Annotated in this window: 16 protein-coding genes; 9 read left to right on the forward strand and 7 right to left on the reverse strand. The window is 71.5% G+C overall.

The window, feature by feature from the left end; all coding sequences use genetic code 11:
- Positions 1-84 precede the first annotated feature (84 nt).
- The 7 genes from ACFVGW_RS01660 to ACFVGW_RS01690 all read left to right on the forward strand — a co-directional run bounded on the left by ACFVGW_RS01660 (position 85) and on the right by ACFVGW_RS01690 (position 8,822).
- On the forward strand, positions 85-1,617 hold the full coding sequence (locus ACFVGW_RS01660; RefSeq protein ID WP_385850293.1) for a M1 family metallopeptidase: 1,533 nt from the start codon (positions 85-87) through the stop codon (positions 1,615-1,617).
- 96 nt (positions 1,618-1,713) lie between these two features.
- A complete protein-coding gene (locus ACFVGW_RS01665) occupies positions 1,714-2,700 on the forward strand; it encodes an ADP-ribosylation family protein (RefSeq protein ID WP_385850294.1) in 987 nt (328 codons plus the stop codon).
- Positions 2,701-2,812: 112 nt separating this feature from the next.
- Positions 2,813-3,841 carry a LacI family DNA-binding transcriptional regulator gene (locus tag ACFVGW_RS01670; protein WP_385850295.1) on the forward strand — a complete coding sequence of 343 codons (1,029 nt, stop codon included), beginning with the start codon at positions 2,813-2,815 and terminating at the stop codon, positions 3,839-3,841.
- A 159-nt stretch (positions 3,842-4,000) separates the two neighbouring features.
- Positions 4,001-5,308: an ABC transporter substrate-binding protein gene (locus ACFVGW_RS01675; RefSeq protein ID WP_385850296.1), complete on the forward strand. Its 1,308-nt coding sequence runs from the start codon at positions 4,001-4,003 to the stop codon at positions 5,306-5,308.
- Between the two features lie 219 nt (positions 5,309-5,527).
- A complete protein-coding gene (locus tag ACFVGW_RS01680; protein WP_383220018.1) occupies positions 5,528-6,496 on the forward strand; it encodes a carbohydrate ABC transporter permease in 969 nt (322 codons plus the stop codon).
- The gene (locus tag ACFVGW_RS01685) at positions 6,493-7,332 is read left to right on the forward strand and encodes a carbohydrate ABC transporter permease (protein WP_352186210.1); all 840 of its coding nucleotides are present in this window, start codon (positions 6,493-6,495) and stop codon (positions 7,330-7,332) included. Before ACFVGW_RS01680 ends, ACFVGW_RS01685 begins: the two co-directional genes overlap by 4 nt.
- A 122-nt stretch (positions 7,333-7,454) precedes the next feature.
- Complete coding sequence (locus ACFVGW_RS01690; RefSeq protein WP_385850297.1) at positions 7,455-8,822, forward strand: GH1 family beta-glucosidase; 1,368 nt, start codon at positions 7,455-7,457, stop codon at positions 8,820-8,822.
- Here the strand turns inward: ACFVGW_RS01690 and ACFVGW_RS01695 are convergent.
- Positions 8,797-9,624: an oxygenase MpaB family protein gene (locus ACFVGW_RS01695; RefSeq protein ID WP_385850550.1), complete on the reverse strand. Its 828-nt coding sequence runs from the start codon at positions 9,622-9,624 to the stop codon at positions 8,797-8,799. The genes ACFVGW_RS01690 and ACFVGW_RS01695 overlap by 26 nt on opposite strands.
- A gap of 255 nt (positions 9,625-9,879) precedes the next feature.
- Positions 9,880-10,368 (reverse strand): hypothetical protein, encoded by a 489-nt coding sequence (locus ACFVGW_RS01700; RefSeq protein WP_383289830.1) that lies wholly within the window; start codon positions 10,366-10,368, stop codon positions 9,880-9,882.
- A gap of 174 nt (positions 10,369-10,542) precedes the next feature.
- Here ACFVGW_RS01700 and sph point away from each other — a divergent pair, with 174 nt between their 5' ends.
- Positions 10,543-11,517 (forward strand): sphingomyelin phosphodiesterase, encoded by a 975-nt coding sequence (gene sph, locus ACFVGW_RS01705; protein ID WP_385850298.1) that lies wholly within the window; start codon positions 10,543-10,545, stop codon positions 11,515-11,517.
- 373 nt (positions 11,518-11,890) lie between these two features.
- Here sph and ACFVGW_RS01710 read toward each other — a convergent pair whose 3' ends face one another.
- Both ACFVGW_RS01710 and ACFVGW_RS01715 read right to left on the reverse strand, forming a co-directional pair.
- On the reverse strand, positions 11,891-12,397 hold the full coding sequence (locus tag ACFVGW_RS01710; protein ID WP_385850299.1) for a hypothetical protein: 507 nt from the start codon (positions 12,395-12,397) through the stop codon (positions 11,891-11,893).
- Positions 12,398-12,501: 104 nt separating this feature from the next.
- On the reverse strand, positions 12,502-12,984 hold the full coding sequence (locus tag ACFVGW_RS01715) for a macro domain-containing protein (RefSeq protein WP_385850300.1): 483 nt from the start codon (positions 12,982-12,984) through the stop codon (positions 12,502-12,504).
- A gap of 121 nt (positions 12,985-13,105) precedes the next feature.
- Between ACFVGW_RS01715 and ACFVGW_RS01720 the strand changes: the two genes are divergently transcribed.
- Positions 13,106-13,879: a MerR family transcriptional regulator gene (locus ACFVGW_RS01720; protein ID WP_385850301.1), complete on the forward strand. Its 774-nt coding sequence runs from the start codon at positions 13,106-13,108 to the stop codon at positions 13,877-13,879.
- On the opposite strand, the gene ACFVGW_RS01725 is transcribed toward ACFVGW_RS01720, so the two are convergent.
- The 3 genes from ACFVGW_RS01725 to ACFVGW_RS01735 form a co-directional block, all read right to left on the reverse strand.
- A complete protein-coding gene (locus ACFVGW_RS01725; protein WP_385850302.1) occupies positions 13,876-14,754 on the reverse strand; it encodes a hypothetical protein in 879 nt (292 codons plus the stop codon). The two genes, ACFVGW_RS01720 and ACFVGW_RS01725, sit on opposite strands and share 4 nt — an antisense overlap.
- A 498-nt stretch (positions 14,755-15,252) precedes the next feature.
- Positions 15,253-17,427, reverse strand: coding sequence for a 3-hydroxyacyl-CoA dehydrogenase NAD-binding domain-containing protein (locus ACFVGW_RS01730; RefSeq protein ID WP_385850303.1), 2,175 nt, complete (start codon positions 17,425-17,427; stop codon positions 15,253-15,255).
- Between the two features lie 34 nt (positions 17,428-17,461).
- Complete coding sequence (locus ACFVGW_RS01735) at positions 17,462-18,679, reverse strand: acetyl-CoA C-acetyltransferase (RefSeq protein WP_352186220.1); 1,218 nt, start codon at positions 18,677-18,679, stop codon at positions 17,462-17,464.
- Between the last annotated feature and the right edge of the window lie 8 nt (positions 18,680-18,687).

The raw sequence follows: 18,687 nt of genomic DNA on the forward strand, positions 1-18,687 counted from the left end.
CGTCGAGTTGCTGAATAGCGTCGCTAAGGACCGAACACCCTTCGGACGCCTTACGTTCTCCCTCCCTACCGACTTGGAGCTCTCGTGCACCGCAGACTTGTCGTTCCGAGCGCGCTCGCGGCCTCTCTCCTGCTGGCGATCCCGGCATCGGCCGCCGACTACGTTCCCGGCGCATCGGGCATCGGCGACCCCTACTACCCGGCCAGTGGCAACGGCGGCTACGACGTCTCCCACTACGACCTGAGGCTGACCTACCAGCCCGCGACCGACCTTCTGGAGGGCACGGCGACGATCGTCGCCACCACGAAGCAGAACCTCTCCCGCTTCAACCTCGACCTCGGACTGAAGGCCGGCGAGGTGCGGGTGAACGGCAAGAAGGCGCGGTTCACCACGAGCGGCGAGCAGGAGCTGGTGGTCACCCCGGCGACCCCGCTGGAGAAGAACCGAACGGTCACCGTCGTCGTGCGGTACGCGGGCAAGCCCTCCGAGGTGAAGATCGGCGGCTGGACCGCCTGGCACCGCACCCCCGACGGCGGTGTGGCCGCCCAGGAGCCGGACTCGGCCGCCTGGTGGTTCCCGTCCAACGACCACCCCCTGGACAAGGCGACGTTCGACGTCTCGGTCGCGGTGCCGGACGGCACGCAGGCGATCAGCAACGGTGTGCTGCAGTCGCAGTCCTCGCGGCTCGGCTGGACGCGCTACAACTGGCGGTCCAACAAGCCGCAGGCGACGTATCTGGCCACGCTCGCGGTGGGGAAGTTCGACATCACCACCGACACGACGGCGGGCGGGCTCCCCGTCCTCAACGCCTACAGCAAGGACCTCGGCGACAACGCGGGCGCGGCGCGGGCGTCGATCGAGCGCACGGCCGAGGTCACGGAGTGGCTGGAGGAGGTCTTCGGACCGTACCCGTTCAACGCGCTCGGCGGCTACGTCCCCAACGTGACCAGCGGATACGCCCTGGAGACGCAGACCCGGCCGTTCTACAGCCCCCGGCAGTTCGCCAACGGGGCGAACGTGTCGGTGGTCGTCCACGAGCTGGCGCACCAGTGGTACGGCGACAGCGTCTCGGTCGACCACTGGAAGGACATCTGGGTCAACGAGGGCTTCGCCCGCTACAGCCAGTGGCTGTGGTCGGAGAAGGAGGGCGAGGGCACCGCCCAGGAGCTGGCGGACTACGTCTACGGCACGCGGACGGCCGAGGACCCGTTCTGGACCGTCAAGCCGGGCGACCCGGGGCCCGACAACCAGTTCCACATCGCCGTGTACGACCGGGGCGCGCTGGCGCTCCAGGCGCTGCGCAACGAGATCGGCGACGAGGACTTCTTCGCCGTCCTGAAGGGCTGGCCGACGGAGTTCCGGTACGGCAACGCCGACGTGGCGGACTTCGTCGCGTACGCCGAGCGGGTCTCGGGCAAGCCCTTGGCCGAGCTCTTCGACACCTGGCTCTACCAGCCGGTCAAGCCGGCCACGTCGACGGCGGGCGGTGCGGGCGCTTCGGCGCGGTCGGCCGACGCGGGGCCCGCGGCGGCTTCCGCGGCCGCCACCGCCGCTGAGCCGGTGCAGCCGAAGTCGTGGAAGAAGATCGCGGAGACGAACACGATCCACGAGCACTGAGTGCGCGGGCGCGCCCACCCCCGTCCCGGGGCGGGCGCGCCCGTCCGCCCTGGATAGGCTCGCCGGCAGTACGGATACGGCAGGCGGGAGCGGACGGTGGCGGTGCAGGCGGAGCGGTACGGCGATCCGGCGGTGCGGGAGGCCGTCGCGCGGCGGGTCGAAGCGGAGTGGGGGCTCGAACTGCCCGACTCCTTCTTCCGGTTCACCGACTTCCTCGCCGCACTCGGCCCCGTCGAGCGGCGGGCGCTGAGTGACCTGGAGCTCTCTCCGTACGGCGTGACGGACCTGTTCGCCGACCCGTCGGCGCTCCCCCGGGAGGGCCTCGACATCCGGGTGCACGGGCGGTACTACCGCGATCCGCCGGAGTTCCTCACCTTCCTGCACGGGGGTAGCGACGGCTTGCACTTCGGCCTCTGGTCCGACGACGGGCGCGTGTGCGACGCCGTCGCCTCGTACTACACCAACGACGGCGAGGGGATCGAGCGGTGGCACCGCACCCCTCTGGAGGCCGTCCGGGCCCGGATCGAGGCAGCACAGCGCGATCTCGCCGACTACGCGGCCGACGGGGACGAGGAGGAGCAGGCGCGCCTCGACGGTCTCGGGCACCTGCGGACGGCGCTGACCGGCTTCGAGACCGGGGAGCGTACGGAGCAGGGGCTCGCCTACTCCGAGGCGTACGTCTTCCGGCGGAGGCCCGTCGACACCGCCCGGACCACGACCATGGACGGCGCGGGGGCCCTGGTCTCCGGGGCGACGGCGCTCGACCGTCCGCCGCTGGGCGCGGCCGACACGTACCGCCTGGCGACCTCCCTGGAGAGGCTCTTCGACGACGCCGAGGCGGTCCGGGAGGCCCGTGACGAGGCCCTGCGACGAGCGGACGGCGGCGATCCGGCCGAGGCCCTGGCACTGGGCCGGGACCTGCACTGGGCCTCGTACGGCCGCGCGGAGCACGAGGCGTACGCGCACGAGCTGCTCGCCGTGGCCTACCGGGAACTGGGCCGCCCGTCGCTCGCGGGCATCGCGGATGCCCACCACCGCCACCGGGGGCTGCGGAGCGTGGACGTCCTGCGAGCGGATCGCTGAGCGGGGCCCGGGTGACCGAGAGCGCTTTCCCCGCCCCCCTGGCCCGGCCGACCAGGCGTTACCCTCGACGCTGTCAGCACTGTCGCACCACCATGCCCGTGGGGAGCCAGCCTTGAGCGAAACGACGACCGGGACGCGCCCGACCCTGGAAGCCGTCGCCGCGCGCGCCGGGGTGTCACGGGCGACGGTGTCCCGCGTCGTCAACGGCGGGGCCGGAGTGCGGGAGGCGCTCGCGGAGAAGGTGCGCGAGGCCGTCGAGGAGCTCGGGTACATCCCCAACCACGCCGCGCGGACCCTGGTGACCCGGCGCAACGGCGCCGTCGCCGTGATCATCGCGGAGCCCGAGTTCCGGATCTTCTCCGATCCCTTCTTCGAGCAGCAGGTGCGCGGCATCAGCCGAGAACTGACCGCCCATGACACCCAGTTGGTCCTGCTCTGGGTGGAGGGCCCGGGCGATCACGAGCGGATCGCGCGATACCTCGGCGGCGGCCATGTCGACGGGGCGCTCGCCTTCTCGCTCCACAACGACGACCAGCTCCCGGAGATCGTCCGGCGCGCGCAGGTGCCCACGGTCTTCGGCGGGCGGCCCGGCTGGACGGGGCCCGCGGGCGAGCCGCCCGTCCCGTACGTCGACTGCGACAACCGCGGAGGCGCCCGCACCGCGGTGCGTCATCTCCGGTCGCTCGGCCGCCGGAACATCGCGCACATCACCGGGCCGCGCGACCAGACCTCCGCGCTCGACCGGCTCGACGGATACCGGGACGAACTGCCGGACGCCGGGGCGGACCTGGTCGCCGAAGGGGCGTTCACGGAGGAGAGCGGGGCGCGCGCGATGGCCGAACTGCTGCGCCGCCGCCCCGATCTGGACGCCGTCTTCGCCGCCAACGACCTGATGGCGTCGGGCGCGCTGCGCGTCCTGCGCGAACACGGCCGGCGGGTCCCGCAGGACGTGGCGCTCGTCGGCTTCGACGACATGCTCCCGGTGGCCGAGTCGACCGACCCTCCGCTCACGACGGTCCGTCAGGACATCGAGGGGATGGGCCGGTTGATGGTCCGGCTGCTGATGCGGACGCTGAACGGCGCGGGCGTCGCGGAGCCGGTGATCACCGAGACCCGGCTGGTCCGCCGGGCCTCCGCGTGACCTTCCCCGGCCGGTGTCGCGTCGCCTACGGCTCCTGAAGCGGTCGGACAAGTTCCAGCGTACTCCGAGCTGTTACGCGTTCGACTCTTGACGGGAACCCGCCCCGGAAGGCACGCTCCAGACGCATTCCTGAGAGCGCTCTCAAGACGGAGGCCTTCCATGCCCACAGCCCGAGCCGCCAGAACGACCGCCGCCGTACGGATCGGCGCGGTCGTTCTCACCGGGGCCCTGCTCGCCGCCTGCGGATCCGGGGGGTCCGACGGCTCCTCCGACAGCGCGGGCGGAAAGGTCACGATCACCGTCGACCTCTTCGGCTCGTTCGGCTACAAGGAGGCCGGGCTCTACGCCGCGTACGAGAAGCTGCACCCCGACGTGACGATCAAGCAGTCCGACACCGAGGACGAGCAGGACTACTGGAAGTCGCTCCAGACCCGGCTGGCCGGCGGGGGCGGGCTCGCCGACGTCCAGGGCATCGAGGTCGGCCGGATCGCCTCCGTCACCCAGCAGCAGTCGGACAAGTTCGAGGACCTGACGAAGTACGGCGCGGACGCCCTCAAGGGCGAGTTCGCCGAGGCCAAGTGGTCCGCCGCGACCACCAAGGACGGCAAGGTCCTGGGGCTCGGCACGGACGTCGGCCCCGAGGCCATGTGCTACCGCACGGACCTGTTCAAGCAGGCCGGACTCCCCACGGACCGCGCCGAGCTGGCACAGAAGTGGTCCACCTGGGACGGCTATCTGGATCTCGGCAAGCAGTACAAGGCCAAGGCTCCGGCCAAGAGCGCCTGGGTGGACAGCGTCGGCAGCCTGTACGCGGTCATGATCGGCCAGGAGAAGGAGCGGTACTACGACGCCTCCGGGAAGCTCGTCTACGCCGACAGCCCCGCCGTGAAGAACGCGTGGGACACCTCGGCCAAGGCCGCGCAGGAGGGGCTCAGCGCCAAGCTCGACCAGTGGTCGCCGCAGTGGAACCAGGCGTTCTCGACCGGTTCCTTCGCGACGCTCCCCTGCCCCGCGTGGATGCTGGGCTACATCAAGGGCCAGGCGGGTGACGCCGGCAAGGGCAAGTGGGACGTCGCCAAGCTGCCCGGCGGCGCCGGCAACTGGGGCGGTTCGTACCTCTCCGTACCGCGTGCGGCGAAGCACAAGAAGGAGGCGTACGAGCTGATCAAGTGGCTCACCGCCCCCGAGCAGCAGGCCGTGCTCTTCACCAAGCAGGGGAACTTCCCCTCGTCGACCGGTGCCATCGCCAAGGTCGCGACGGCGACGGACCCGTACTTCTCGGGTGCGCCGATCGGACAGATCTTCGGCGACGCGGCCAAGGCCGCGCCGGTGCAGGTGCTCGGGGTCCACGACAAGAACGTCGCCGACCAGATCACCAACGCGCTGAGCGAGGTGGAGCGCAAGGGCACCTCCCCCGACAAGGCATGGTCCAACGCCCAGAAGGGCGTCGAGAACGCGGTCGGCTGACGCCTGCGGGGTGTGGGGCACGGGACGCTCGTGCCCCCCACCCGCAGGCCCGCCGACCGACCGCCTCCGTCGACCGGCCCGTCCGCCGGCCGATGCGCCTCCGCCGACCGGCCCGTCCGCCCGCAGACGCGCCCGCCGGCCGACGCGCCCGCCCGCCGGAGAAGCCGCCGCAGCGTCGCGGCGCACCGCACCCGATCATCCGACTCGAAGGGCCGCACCGTGACCCTGACCGCCTCCGGGCCGACGAAGGCGCCCGTCCCGCCGTCGTCGGCCCGGTCCTCCGGACCGGCCCGCCGCCGCAGACGGTCCGCCCTCGTGCCGTACGCCTATCTCGCCCCGTTCTTCACCCTGTTCGCGGCGTTCGGTCTCTTCCCGCTGCTCTACACCGCCTTCGTCTCGCTCTACCGCGTCGAGCTGCAGACCCCCGGCGAGATGGAGTGGCGCGGATTCGGCAACTACGCGGCGCTGCTGACCGACGAGTTCTTCTGGACCGCGCTGCGCAACACCTTCACGATCGGTGTGCTGTCCACCGTGCCGCAGCTCGCGATGGCGCTCGGCCTCGCCCATCTGCTCAACTACAAGCTGCGCGGCCGGACGTTCTTCCGTACGGCGATGCTGCTGCCGTACGCGACCTCCGTCGCCGCCGCCACCCTCGTCTTCGCCCAGCTCTTCGGGCACGACTACGGGCTCGTCAACTACGCCCTCTCACTGGTCGGTTTCGGCCCGGTCGACTGGCAGAACGGCACGCTCGCCTCGCAGATCGCCGTCTCGTCGATCGTGATCTGGCGCTGGACGGGCTACAACGCCCTGATCTACCTGGCGGGCATGCAGTCCATCCCCGCCGAGCTGTACGAGGCGGCGGAGGTGGACGGGGCCTCCCGCTGGCGCCAGTTCTTCCACGTGACCCTGCCCGGTCTGCGTCCCACGATCGTGTTCACCACCGTCGTCTCGACGATCGGGGCGACCCAGCTCTTCGGTGAGCCGCTGCTCTTCGAGGGGTCCATCTCGGGTGGCATCTCCCACCAGTACCAGACGCTCGGTCTCTATCTGTACGAACAGGGCTGGGGCTTCTTCCACCTCGGACGCGCCGCCGCCATCGCCTGGCTGATGTTCCTGCTCATCCTCGTCGTCGTCGGGGTCAACGCCCTGATCGTGCGCCACCGTTCACGGAAGGAGGGCCGGGCATGACCACGCGTGTCGCCGGCCGTACGGGCCGCGGGGGCCGGATCACGTACGCGATCCTGATCCTCGCCGTCCTGGTCTCCGCCTTCCCGTTCTACTGGACGATCGTCGCCGCCAGCCGGTCAAACGCCGATCTCGCGCAGGTGCCGCCGACGCTGCTGCCCGGCCCGAACCTCTTCCGCAACTTCGAGGCGGTGATGGAGGAGGCGGACATCGGCAAGGCCCTCTTCAACTCCCTCGTGGTCTCGGGCTCCATCACCGTCGGCACGGTGCTCTGCTGCACACTGGCCGGGTTCGCCTTCGCCAAACTGCGCTTCCGCGGCCGGGGCGCGCTGCTCGCGATCACCGTCGGCACGATGATGATCCCGCCGCAGCTCGGGGTGATCCCGCTCTTCATGCTGATCGCCGAACTGGGATGGGTGAACCAGCTGCAGTCGGTCATCCTGCCGGGACTCGTCTCGGCCTTCGGGGTCTTCTTCATGCGCCAGTTCCTGGTCCAGGCACTGCCGGACGAGCTGATCGAGGCGGCCCGGGTCGACGGGGCCTCCTCGGCGCGGATCTTCTGGTCGATCGTGGTGCCCGTGGCCCGGCCCGGGATGGCCGTGCTCGGGCTGCTGACCTTCATGGCCGCGTGGAACGACTTCTTCTGGCCGATCATCGCGCTCTCCTCGCAGGAGCCGACCGTGCAGGTCGCGCTCCGCCAGCTCGGCGGCGGATACGTGCACGACCAGTCCGTGATCATGGCGGGCACCCTGCTGGGCACGCTGCCCGTCCTGCTCGTCTTCGGCCTCCTGGGCCGGCAGATCGTCGGCGGCATCATGCAGGGCGCCGTCAAGGGCTGAAGCACTCCTCCGCCCGGGCTCCGCCCACCCGGGCCCGCCCACCCGGCCTCCGCCCCGCACGGGCCCGCCGGCCGGCTCGGGCAGCCCTCTCCTTCTCTCCCTCTCACAGGAGGTCTCCGTCCATGAACGCTCTCTTCCCCGACGGCTTCCGCTGGGGCGCGGCGACCGCCGCCTACCAGATCGAGGGCGCCGCCGCCGAGGACGGCCGCACCCCGTCCATCTGGGACACCTTCAGCCGTACGCCCGGCAAGGTGCGCAACGGCGACACCGGTGACATCGCCGCCGACCACTACCACCGGATGCGCGAGGACGTGGCCCTGATGAAGGAGCTGGGCCTCACGGACTACCGCTTCTCCCTCTCCTGGTCCCGGATCCAGCCGACCGGACGCGGCCCGGCCGTCCAGAAAGGCCTCGACTTCTACCGCGGGCTGGCCGACGAGCTGCTCGACGCCGGAATCCGGCCGGTCGCCACGCTCTACCACTGGGATCTGCCCCAGGAGCTCGAGGACGCGGGAGGCTGGCCGGAGCGGGCGACGGCGGAGCGGTTCGCCGAGTACGCGGCGCTCGCCGCCGAGGCGCTGGGCGACCGGGTCACCACCTGGACGACCCTCAACGAACCCTGGTGCTCCGCGTTCCTCGGTTACGGCTCCGGTGTCCACGCGCCGGGCCGCACCGACGACGCGGCCGCCCTGCGCGCGGCCCACCACCTCAATCTGGCCCACGGCCTCGCCGCCGGTGTCCTGCGCGCGGCCGTCCCCGCCTCGGCGGAGCTGTCCCTGACGCTCAACCTCCACGCGATCAGGCCGCTGTCCGACGCACCCGAGGACCGCGACGCGGCCCGCCGCATCGACGCCGTCGGCAACCGGATCTTCCTCGATCCGGTCTTCCACGGCCGTCTCCCCGCCGACCTGGTCGAGGACACCGCGGACATCACGGACTGGTCCTTCGTCCGGGACGGCGATCTGGAGGCGATCGCCACGCCCATCGACTCGCTGGGGATCAATTACTACTCCCCCTCCGTCGTCTGCGCCGGCGTCTCGGAGTCCCCCTCGCCCTGGCCGGGCGCGCCGGAGCAGGTGCGGTTCGTTCCGGCAGCGGGACCGCGCACCGCGATGGACTGGCCGGTGGACGCGGACGGCCTGTACGAGCTGCTCGTCCGGCTCCGTGACGAGCTGCCGGAGGTGCCGCTGCTGATCACCGAGAACGGCGCCGCGTACGACGACTACGCCGACCCCGAGGGCGAGGTCCACGACCCTGAGCGGGTGACGTACCTCGACGCCCATCTCGCGGCCGCGCACCGCGCGATCGCCGACGGTGCGGACGTGCGGGGGTACTTCCTCTGGTCGCTGCTGGACAACTTCGAGTGGGCGTACGGCTACGGCAAGCGGTTCGGGATGGTCCACGTGGACTTCGCGAGCCAGCGCCGTACGCCCAAGGACAGCGCGCGCTGGTACGCGGAGGTGATCAGGCGCGGCGGGCTGGCCCGCTGAGCCGGGCCTCGAGACGGGCCTCCCGCCGGGCCTTCCTGGCCAGGGGCAGGTAGCGCAGCCGCTCGGGGAGTACGGGCACCACGGCCCGTACCACCCGGGTGAAGCGGCGCAGCCGCCGCTCCTGTTCGTCGGTCCACTCCAGGCCGAGGGCCTCGCGGGCGTCCGGCGGCATCAGACCGACGGTGACGAAGGAGCGGAACCGGGTGTACCGGGGCATGATCACCGGCCAGAGCGCCCTGAGCAGCAGCCGCAGCGGCAAGGGGCCCCGGTCGGGCGGCGGGACCTCCTGGTCGGAGGCGACCAGCTCGCGTACGACGGGGGTGGCCTCCACCTCCTCGGCGAGCATGGCGCGGTAGTACGGCCAGAACTCCTCGATCGTCGGGGGCATGTCCCGGTCGTGGATGCCGAGGATGCGGCCGACCTGGAGCCACTCGGCGTAGAGCTGCCGTTCCTGCGCCTCGGTGAGCGGGCGGGCGAGGTAGCTCCGGCCGTAGTGGAAGACCGGAAACCCGGTGGCGTGCACCCAGGCGTAGGTGGCGGGGGTGAGCGCGTGGTAGGGGCGGCCGCGGGTGTCGGTGCCCTGGATGGTCCGGTGCAGCCGCCGGACCCTGCGCCCCTCCTCGATCGCCGCCTCGCCGCCGTACACCCAGAGCTGCAGGGAGCGCAGGGAGCGCTCGCCACGGCCCCAGGGGTCGGTGCGGAAGACGGAGTACTGGTCCACACCGGCGCCGACGGCGGGGTGGGCGACCTGCAGGGTGAACGCGGCCGGCAGCATGAGCAGCCCCCGGATGTCTCCGGCCATGCCCCAGAGGACCCCGCCGACGGGCGGCGGTGCGGGAGACCCGGCCGTGTCGGGATCCGCCCGGCGGCCGCTGCCGGTCGTCCCGCTCGCCGTCGTGGCGGCCTTGCCGGCGTCCTTCGGTCCGCTCACGTGCGTTCTCTCCTCACGTTCTCAGCCTGCCTCGCTCGGGCCGCTGCGGCAAAGACCCAAAAGTCCGGGGCCGTGCGCCGGGCCGAGGCCCGGGGCACGGCCCCGATCTGGTGGTACGTGGGTGCGTCAGCCGCGGTCGGCGCCGACCGGCTCGCCGACGATGCGGCCGGCCAGGGCGCGGGCCCAGGCGTCGACGTCGGCGGCGAGCTCGCGCTCGGCGGCGGCGCGCTCGTCGGCGATACGCTCGGCGCCGGCGGCGAGGATGGCCTCGCGCTCGCGGATGCCCTCGGCGCGGGCGGCGGCGATGGCGGTCGCGCCCTCCTCGGTCGCCTGGGAGCGGATGCGGGCCGCGTCGTGGCGGGCCTCGGCCAGCTCGGCCTCGTACTGCTCGCGGATCTGCGTGGCCTCGGCGCGCAGGTCGTCGGCGCGCTCGGTGCCGCCGGCGATGGCGTCCTCGCGCTGGGCGAGGGTGCGGTTGATCTTCGGCAGGATGCCCTTCGCCAGGATCAGGAAGGTGAGGGCGAACAGGACCACGCCGAGGATCAGCTCAGCCGTGACCGGGTTGAGCGGACCAAGGTCCATGTCGAAGATCGTCGAATTCTGCGCGAGGGTCATGCGCGCATGATACCCGCTCGGACATGGGGCCCTTTCCCCGGTGGCCGCTCCCGGTGACGGTTCGTGCTGACATGACCGCGCAAGATTCCCGGCACCCAATGGCTACCGCAAGGTAACTACGGCTGATTTGATGTGCGGCGCCGCTCCAACCCCCCACCCGCAGAAGGAGTTTCTGTGCCGCTCGCCGCACACCGCCGTGTCTCCGGCGCCGCCCTGTCGCTGGCGCTCGCTGCCGCGACCCTGGCCACGGCAGCGCCGTCGGCCTCGGCCGCCGAGGCCCCGCGCCTGAAGGTGCTCAGCTACAACGCCTTCCTCTTCAGCAAGACGCTCTACCCGAACTGGGGCCAGGACCACCGGGCCAAGGCGATACCCGCCGCCTCCTTCTACCAGGGCCACGACGTCGTCGTGATCCAGGAGGCCTTCGACAACTCCTCCTCGGACGCGCTCAAGGCGAACTCGGCCGCCCAGTACCCGTACCAGACCCCCGTCATGGGCCGCAGCAAGTCGGGCTGGGACGCGACCGGCGGGGCCTACTCGGCCACCACGCCGGAGGACGGCGGCGTGACGATCCTCAGCAAGTGGCCGATCGTCCGCAAGGAGCAGTACGTCTACAAGGACGCCTGCGGCGCGGACTGGTACTCCAACAAGGGCTTCGTCTACACCGTCCTCGACGTGAACGGCAGCAAGGTCCACGTCGTCGGCACCCACGCCCAGTCCACGGACCCGGGCTGCTCGGCGGGCGAGGCGGCGCAGATGCGCAGCCGGCAGTTCAAGGCGATGGACGCGTTCCTCGACGGCAAGAACATCCCGGCGAACGAGCAGGTCATCGTGGCCGGCGACATGAACGTCGACTCCCGGACGCCCGAGTACGGCACGATGCTCGCCGACGCGGGCCTGGCCGGGGCGGACGCCCGCACGGGTCACCCGTACTCCTTCGACACCGAGCTGAACTCGATCGCCTCCGAGCGCTACCCGGACGACCCGCGCGAGGACCTCGACTACGTCCTGTACCGCTCGGGCAACGCGCGCCCGGCGAACTGGACGAACAACGTGGTCCTGGAGAAGAGCGCGCCCTGGACGGTCTCCAGCTGGGGCACGCGCTACACGTACACCAACCTGAGCGACCACTACCCGGTCACCGCGTTCTGACCGGCCTGACCTGACCGGCCTGACCTCAGGCCCTCGGCCCGCCGCGCCTCCGAGCGCCGGCGGGCCGAGTGCGTGGCACCGGCACCGGACCGGCCGGGCCCTCCGCGGGGGGCGCGTGTGGTTCGGCCGGACAGCTGCACCCGGCTGGTGACCGTTTTCGGGAGGCGGTGCCGTGGACGAGGATGCGCGCCGACGCTCCCCGAGCAGCGGGCGGCGGGCTCGCGTCCCCAAAGGCGAACGACCCATGCCCCTGGCCGTGGCCGACGGATCCTCCACCCCGTCGGTGTCCACCCCGGAGCTGCGCAGGAGACGACCGCGAAGGCGCCTCTCGCGCAGGTGCCGCGGTGACCGCTGAGACCCGATGAGGACGGCGCTAGTACCCGTACCGGCCGAACTGGGTGTACGCCCAGAGCCCCACGATGCCGGCCACGCAGAGCACCACCAGCCAGGAGCCGAGGCTCGTGTGGCGCCTCGTGGCCGGGCGGGCGGGTTTCGGCGGGCGTTCGGAGCGGGGCGGGCGCCCGGCGCGGCGCGGGCGCTCAAAGCGGGGCGGGCGTTCGGAGCGGGCCCGGGAAGGGGCCGGCGAGTCCGCGGCGGCGACGTCGGCGAGCAGCCGGCGACAGACCGCGGCCAGCTCCGCCGTCCCGGCCGAGAGGTCGACCACGGTCTCCGAGCGCGCCGGCGCCGTGGTGCCACCGTCCAGGAGGCGCCCGGCACGCAGCCGGGCCTGGTTCCTGCCACCGGTCGGGGCCAGGCTGATCCAGCGCTCCACGTGCTCACCCCGGATCACGACCCCACCGCCCCGCTCGCGGTACACGGTGTGTTCACGCCACAGGACCCCGGCCAACTCCGTGGCCGTATCCCTGAGTTCCGCGTACATGACCCTCCCCAGTAACCCATCCCCGAATTCGAACAAGCACGTGACTCTAGCGGCAGGTACACGCCAGACCGCGTGCGGGGCGGACGGTGCACCCGTACGCCCGCCTAAGCGTCGAAGTCGTACACGGTGACCGGTATCCCCCGCGCCGTGAGCCGCTCGGCTATCAGCGGCTCGACCCGTGACCACGTCCCGCCGGCCAGCCCGCAGCCGATCCGGGGCATGTGCACGGAGGCCCCCAACTCCCCCGCCTTCGTGGCGAGCAGGCCGAGCGCCGCGTCGATCGCCTCGTACCGCACGGGCACCCCCGCGCTCCGGCCGGTGCGCATCCCGCGCTGGCCGACCAGGTTGGCCACCCAGACGTACGGTCCGACCTGCACGAACTGGGCCGCGCCCAGCGCGAAGTCGTTCCGCGCGCGCTCCCGGTGCCAGCGGCGGTAGGCCGCCTCCGGCTCCGGCCAGCGGCGAGACAGCGCGAGGACGAACCCCTTGCCCCAGCCGCCCAGGTCGTTGCAGACATGCGCGATGATCTTGACGCCCTTGCCGTGCGGCGCGGTGGCGTCCCCCCGTACGTAAGAGATCCCCGTCATGTCACCACCGTAGGGGTCACCACCGACATCGACCGCACGCTTTTACATCGCTGGTGAGACAGCAATACTGTTGCACCGAGGGACGCACGTCAGGCACGGCACCGGAAGCGAGGCACCTCAGATGGCCACCGAGACCGAGGCGCAGCCGCCCGGGCAGCCCGAGCAGACGCCGACGTTCACCGTCGACGAGCTGGCCGCACGGGCGGGGGTCACCGTGCGGACCGTCCGCTTCTACAGCACCAAGGGGCTGCTGCCGCCGCCCGCCATCGGTCCGCGCCGGGTCGGACACTACGGGCCCGGGCACCTGTCCCGCCTGGCCCTGATCGAAGAGCTCCAGCGGCAGGGGATGACGCTCGCGGCCATCGAACGCTATCTGCACCAGCTGCCGCCCGACCTCAGCGAGCGGGACCTGGCCGTCCACCGGGCCCTGATCGCCGCCTGGGCACCCGAGTCCGCCGAGGAGACCACCCGGCGCGAGCTGGAGCGGCGCGCAGGACGGGCGCTCACCGACGAGGACGTCGACCGCCTCGCGGCCATGGGCGTCCTCGACAAGGGCGCCGACCCCGAGGTCTTCCGGCTCGACGCCTCGCTGCTGCGGCTCGGCGTCGAGCTGCTCGACGTGCCCATCGCCCACGAGACGATCCTCGCCTCCCGCACGGTCCTGCTGGAGCACGCGCGCGTGGCGGCCCAGGAGTTGTCCCGCCTCTTCCGGGAGGAGGTCTGGAACCCGTACCGGGAGCGGGCCGAGGACCCGGACCACCTCGCCGCGATGAAGTCGCTCTCCGCGCACATGCAGCCGATGGTGATCCAGGCCCTCGTGACGGCCTTCCAGCGGTCCCTCCGGGAGGAACTGCGAGCGGCCTTCGGCACGGAGTCGGGGGCGGGGACCGACTAGCCGAGCAAGCGCGGCTGGGTACCCGGCGTGAGGCCGATCCACACGGCGTCGCTCTCCCGGACGATGTACATCGCGTCACGCTCCACGTCCCAGCCGAGGGGTACCACGTAGTACCGCCCATCGTGTTCCAGGAGCAGGCGCAGCCCGGTGTAGCGGTAGCGATGACGCAGCCCGCTCGCCAGGACCTCCCGCTTGACCTTGCCGGTGGGGAGGGCGAGCGGATGACTGCTGAGGATCATCACGCCGGTCCAATCGGTGACATGGTCGGCGCGGGCCCTGGCGTCCCGTTGGGCCGTCTGGACGGTGACCTGGGTGAGAGTCCAGAAAAGAAAGGCCCCGGCCGCGAAGACCGGGAGCGCCTTGCGTCGCAGCCCCTTCGGCCGCCGGCCCTGGGAATCACGGCACTGGCCCATGAGCAACCCGACGGCGATAAGGAGGGGTGCGGTCCAACCGTACGGCTGGATCTCGCTCCACAGGGCGAGCAGCACCACACCGATGACCACGACGGGCACGGACAGGCGGGCGGCGAGGGCTTCGGCCCTGGCGGCGGTACGGCGCTCCCCGCCCCGGTACGTCCGGGCCCGGGACCGGGCCCAGGGCGCCGCCACGACCAGCACGATCAACCCGGCGGCCACCAGGACCTCGAGCTTCAGCAGCCGCAGGCTCTGGGTCACCAGTTCACCGAAGCCCAGGTCGAGGGTGCTGAGGGAGATGTGGAAATACGCGTAGAACGTGCTCATGTACATCGCGCCGAGGTAGAACAGGAGCGCGGCGATGAACGTTCCTTGCGCGACGACCATCCGGAGGAGCGCGGTGGGGCGGTAGGGATCGGCCTCCGGTTCCTCGGACGGGTCGTCCAGGGGCGGCTCGCTCACGTGCTGTCAGGACCGGGCTGTTCGATCGGCTCCGAAGGCCCGTCGGGCGTCGGGGGCGATGGCGGTTGCGTCTCGTCGAAGCTCGGGGCGGACGTCGGGTCGCCGTCCTCGTCTCCGCTCTTCACCGGTGGCTGCGGTTCGGGCGGAACGTATGGCGCCCCGGTGTCCGCCGGCTGCGGTTGCTGGGACTGCTGCGGCTGCACCGGCGGAGAGGCGGGCGGACTGGACACCGCGTCAGGCGGCGATGGGGAGTCCGCGGGGTCGGGCTTGTCGGAGTCGCACGCGACGAGCCCGGCCGCACCCAACACACCGAGCACGGCCAGCATGACGCCCCGGATCCAGCGAATGGTCCTGTTCCGCATCCGACCTCCTTGATCGTCTGCGAGCGTAGAGGGACCCGGGGCTTCGTCCCCGGCCCCACGCGACGCGGCCCCGCCGCACCGCTCGATCGGATGATCGAAGGGTGGTGCGACGGGGCCGTTCAGCGGATCAGAGGTGTCAGGCGTCCGTGAACACCTCGCCCCGCTCCGCCTTCTCCACCAGCAGCGCCGGGGGCTGGAAGCGCTCGCCGTACTTCTCCGCCAGCTCACGCGCGCGTGCCACGAAGCCGGGCAGACCGCCCTCGTAGCCGTTGATGTACTGGAGCACACCGCCGGTCCAGGCGGGGAAGCCGATGCCCATGACGGAACCGATGTTCGCGTCGGCGACCGAGGTCAGGACGTTCTCCTCCAGGCAGCGGACCGAGTCCAGCGCCTCGGAGAAGAGCATCCTCTCCTTCATGTCCTCGAAGGGGATGTGGACGTCGGACCGGGTGAAGTGCTCGCGGAGTCCGGGCCAGAGACCGACCCGCTTGCCGGCCTCGTCGTACGCGTAGAAGCCCGCGCCCCCACTCCGTCCCGTACGCCCGAACTCGTCGACCAGCCGGTCGATCACCGCGTCCGCGGGGTGCCCGGTCCAGGTGCCGCCGGCCTCCTCGATCGCGCGCCGCGTCTCGTTCCGGATCTTCCGGGGCAGTGTGAGGGTCAGCTCGTCCATCAGGGAGAGCACCTTGGCGGGGTAGCCGGCCTGTGCGGCCGCCTGCTCCACCGAGGCGGGGTCGGCGCCCTCGCCGACCATCGCCACGCCCTCGTTGATGAACTGGCCGATCACCCGGGAGGTGAAGAAGCCGCGCGAGTCGTTGACGACGATCGGGGTCTTCTTGATCTGCCGTACCAGGTCGAAGGCGCGGGCCAGCGCCTCGTCGCCGGTCCGCTCGCCCTTGATGATCTCCACCAGCGGCATCTTGTCGACCGGTGAGAAGAAGTGCAGTCCGATGAAGTCGACCGGGCGGGAGACGCCCTCGGCGAGCACGGTGATCGGCAGGGTGGAGGTGTTGGAGCAGAGCAGCGCGTCGGGCTCGACGATGTCCTGGATCTCCTCGAAGACCTTGTGCTTGAGCGCGGTGTCCTCGAAGACGGCCTCGATCACGGCGTCGCAGCCGGCCAGGTCGGCCGGGTCGGCGGTCGGGGTGATCCGGGCGAGCAGCTCGTCCGCCTTCTGCTGGGTGGTCCGGCCACGGGAGACGGCCTTGGCGCACAGCTTCTCGGAGTAGCCCTTGCCCTTGGCCGCCGCCTCCGCCGTGACGTCCTTGAGGACGACCTCGATGCCCGCGCGGGCGCAGGAGTACGCGATGCCGGCGCCCATCATGCCCGCGCCGAGGACCGCGACCTTGCGGACGGGGCGCGGCTCGATGCCCTGGGGGCGGTTGGCGCCGGAGTTGACCGCCTGGAGGTCGAAGAAGAAGGCCTGGATCATGTTCTTCGCCGTCTGGCCGGTGACCAGCTCGGTGAAGTAGCGCGCCTCGATGGTGAGCGCGGTCTCGAAGTCGACCTGGGAGCCTTCGACGGCACAGGCGAGGATGTTGCGCGGAGCCGGGTAGGGCGCGCCGTTCAGCTGCTTCTTCAGATTGGCGGGGAACGCCGGGAGGTTGGCGGCGAACCGGGGGTTCGACGGGGTTCCGCCGGGGATCTTGTACCCCTTGACGTCCCACGGCTGCTGCGACTCGGGGTGCGTGTCGATGAAGGCGCGCGCCTTGGCGAGCATCTCCTCGGGCGTGGCGGCCACCTCGTGGACGAGGCCGTTCTCCAGGGCGCGCTGCGGGGAGTACTGGGTGCCCTGGAGCAGCACCTTCAGCAGGGCGTCGGCGATGCCCATGAGGCGTACGGTACGGGTGACGCCGCCGCCCGCCGGGAGGAGGCCGAGCGTGACCTCGGGCAGGCCGATCTTGGAGCCGGGTGCATCGAGCGCCACGCGGTGGTGCGAGGCGAGGGCGATCTCGTAACCGCCGCCCAGCGCGGCCCCGTTGATGGCCGCGACGACCGGCTTGCCGAGCGTCTCGATCCGGCGCAGCGAGCGCTTGATCTCGGTGCCGGTGTCGAAGGCGATCTGTGCGTCCTCGGGACGCAGCCGGATCATGTCCTTGAGGTCGCCGCCCGCGAAGAAGGTCTTCTTCGCGGAGGTGTAGATGATGCCGCGGATGGAGTCCTTCTCGGCCTCGGCACGGTCGGCGATCGCCGCGATCGACTCCTTGAACGCCTGGTTCATGGTGTTCGCGGACTGGTTCGGGTCGTCGAGGACGAGGGTGACGACGCCGGACTCGTCCTGCTCCCAGCGGATGGTGGTGCTCTCGCTCATGGTGGTGTCTCCGAAGATGGAAAGGGACGGACGGTCAGACGCGCTCGACGACGGTGGCGATGCCCATGCCGCCGCCGACGCACAGCGTGGCCAGGCCGTAGCGCTTGTCCTGGCGCTCCAGCTCGTCGATGAGGGTGCCGAGGATCATCGCGCCGGTCGCGCCGAGCGGGTGGCCGAGCGCGATCGCGCCACCGTTGACGTTGACCTTGTCCAGGCTGATGCCCATGTCCTTGACGAAGCGGAGCACCACGCCCGCGAAGGCCTCGTTGATCTCGACGAGGTCGATGTCGTCCATCGTGAGGCCCGCCTTGGCGAGCGCCTTGCGGGTGGCGGGCGCGGGGCCGGTGAGCATGATCGTCGGCTCGGAGCCGGAGACGGCGGCGGCGACGATGCGGGCGCGCGGGGTCAGCCCGTACCGCTCACCGACCTCCTTGGAGCCGATGGCGACGAGCGAGGCGCCGTCGACGATGCCGGAGGAGTTGCCCGCGTGGTGGACGTGGTCGATCTTCTCCACCCAGTGGTACTTCTGCAGCGCGACGGCGTCGAAGCCACCCATGTCCCCGATGGCGGCGAAGGACGGCTTGAGGGCGGCGAGCGAGTCCGCGGTGGTGCCGGGGCGCATGAACTCGTCGTGGTCGAGGACGAGCAGGCCGCTGTGGCGGTCCCTGACGGGGACGACGGAACGGTCGAAGCGGCCGTCCTTCCAGGCGGCCGCGGCACGCTCCTGGGAGAGCGCGGCGTACTCGTCGACGTCGCGGCGGGAGAAGCCCTCGATGGTGGCGATGAGGTCGGCGCCGATGCCCTGGGGCACGAAGCCGGTCTCGTAGTTGGTCATCGGGTCGGCGAACCAGGCACCGCCGTCGGAGGCCATCGGGACGCGGGACATGGACTCGACGCCACCGGCGAGGACGAGGTCCTCCCAGCCCGAGCGGACCTTCATCGCGGCCATGTTGACGGCTTCGAGGCCGGAGGCACAGAAGCGGTTCTCCTGCACGCCGGCGACGGTGTCGGGCAGACCCGCGGCGATGGCGGCGATCCGGGCGATGTCGGAGCCCTGGTCGCCGACCGGGCCGACGACGCCGAGCACGATGTCGTCGATCGCGGCCGGGTCGAGTCCGGGGAACCGGGCCCGGATCTCGTGGATGAGTCCGACGACCAGGTCGATGGGCTTGGTGCCGTGCAGGGCGCCGTTGGCCTTGCCGCGGCCGCGCGGGGTGCGGATCGCGTCGTACACGTACGCTTCGGTGCTCACGAGAAGCC

It is taken from the genome of Streptomyces sp. NPDC127129, from assembly GCF_042671585.1.
GTDB lineage: Bacteria > Actinomycetota > Actinomycetes > Streptomycetales > Streptomycetaceae > Streptomyces.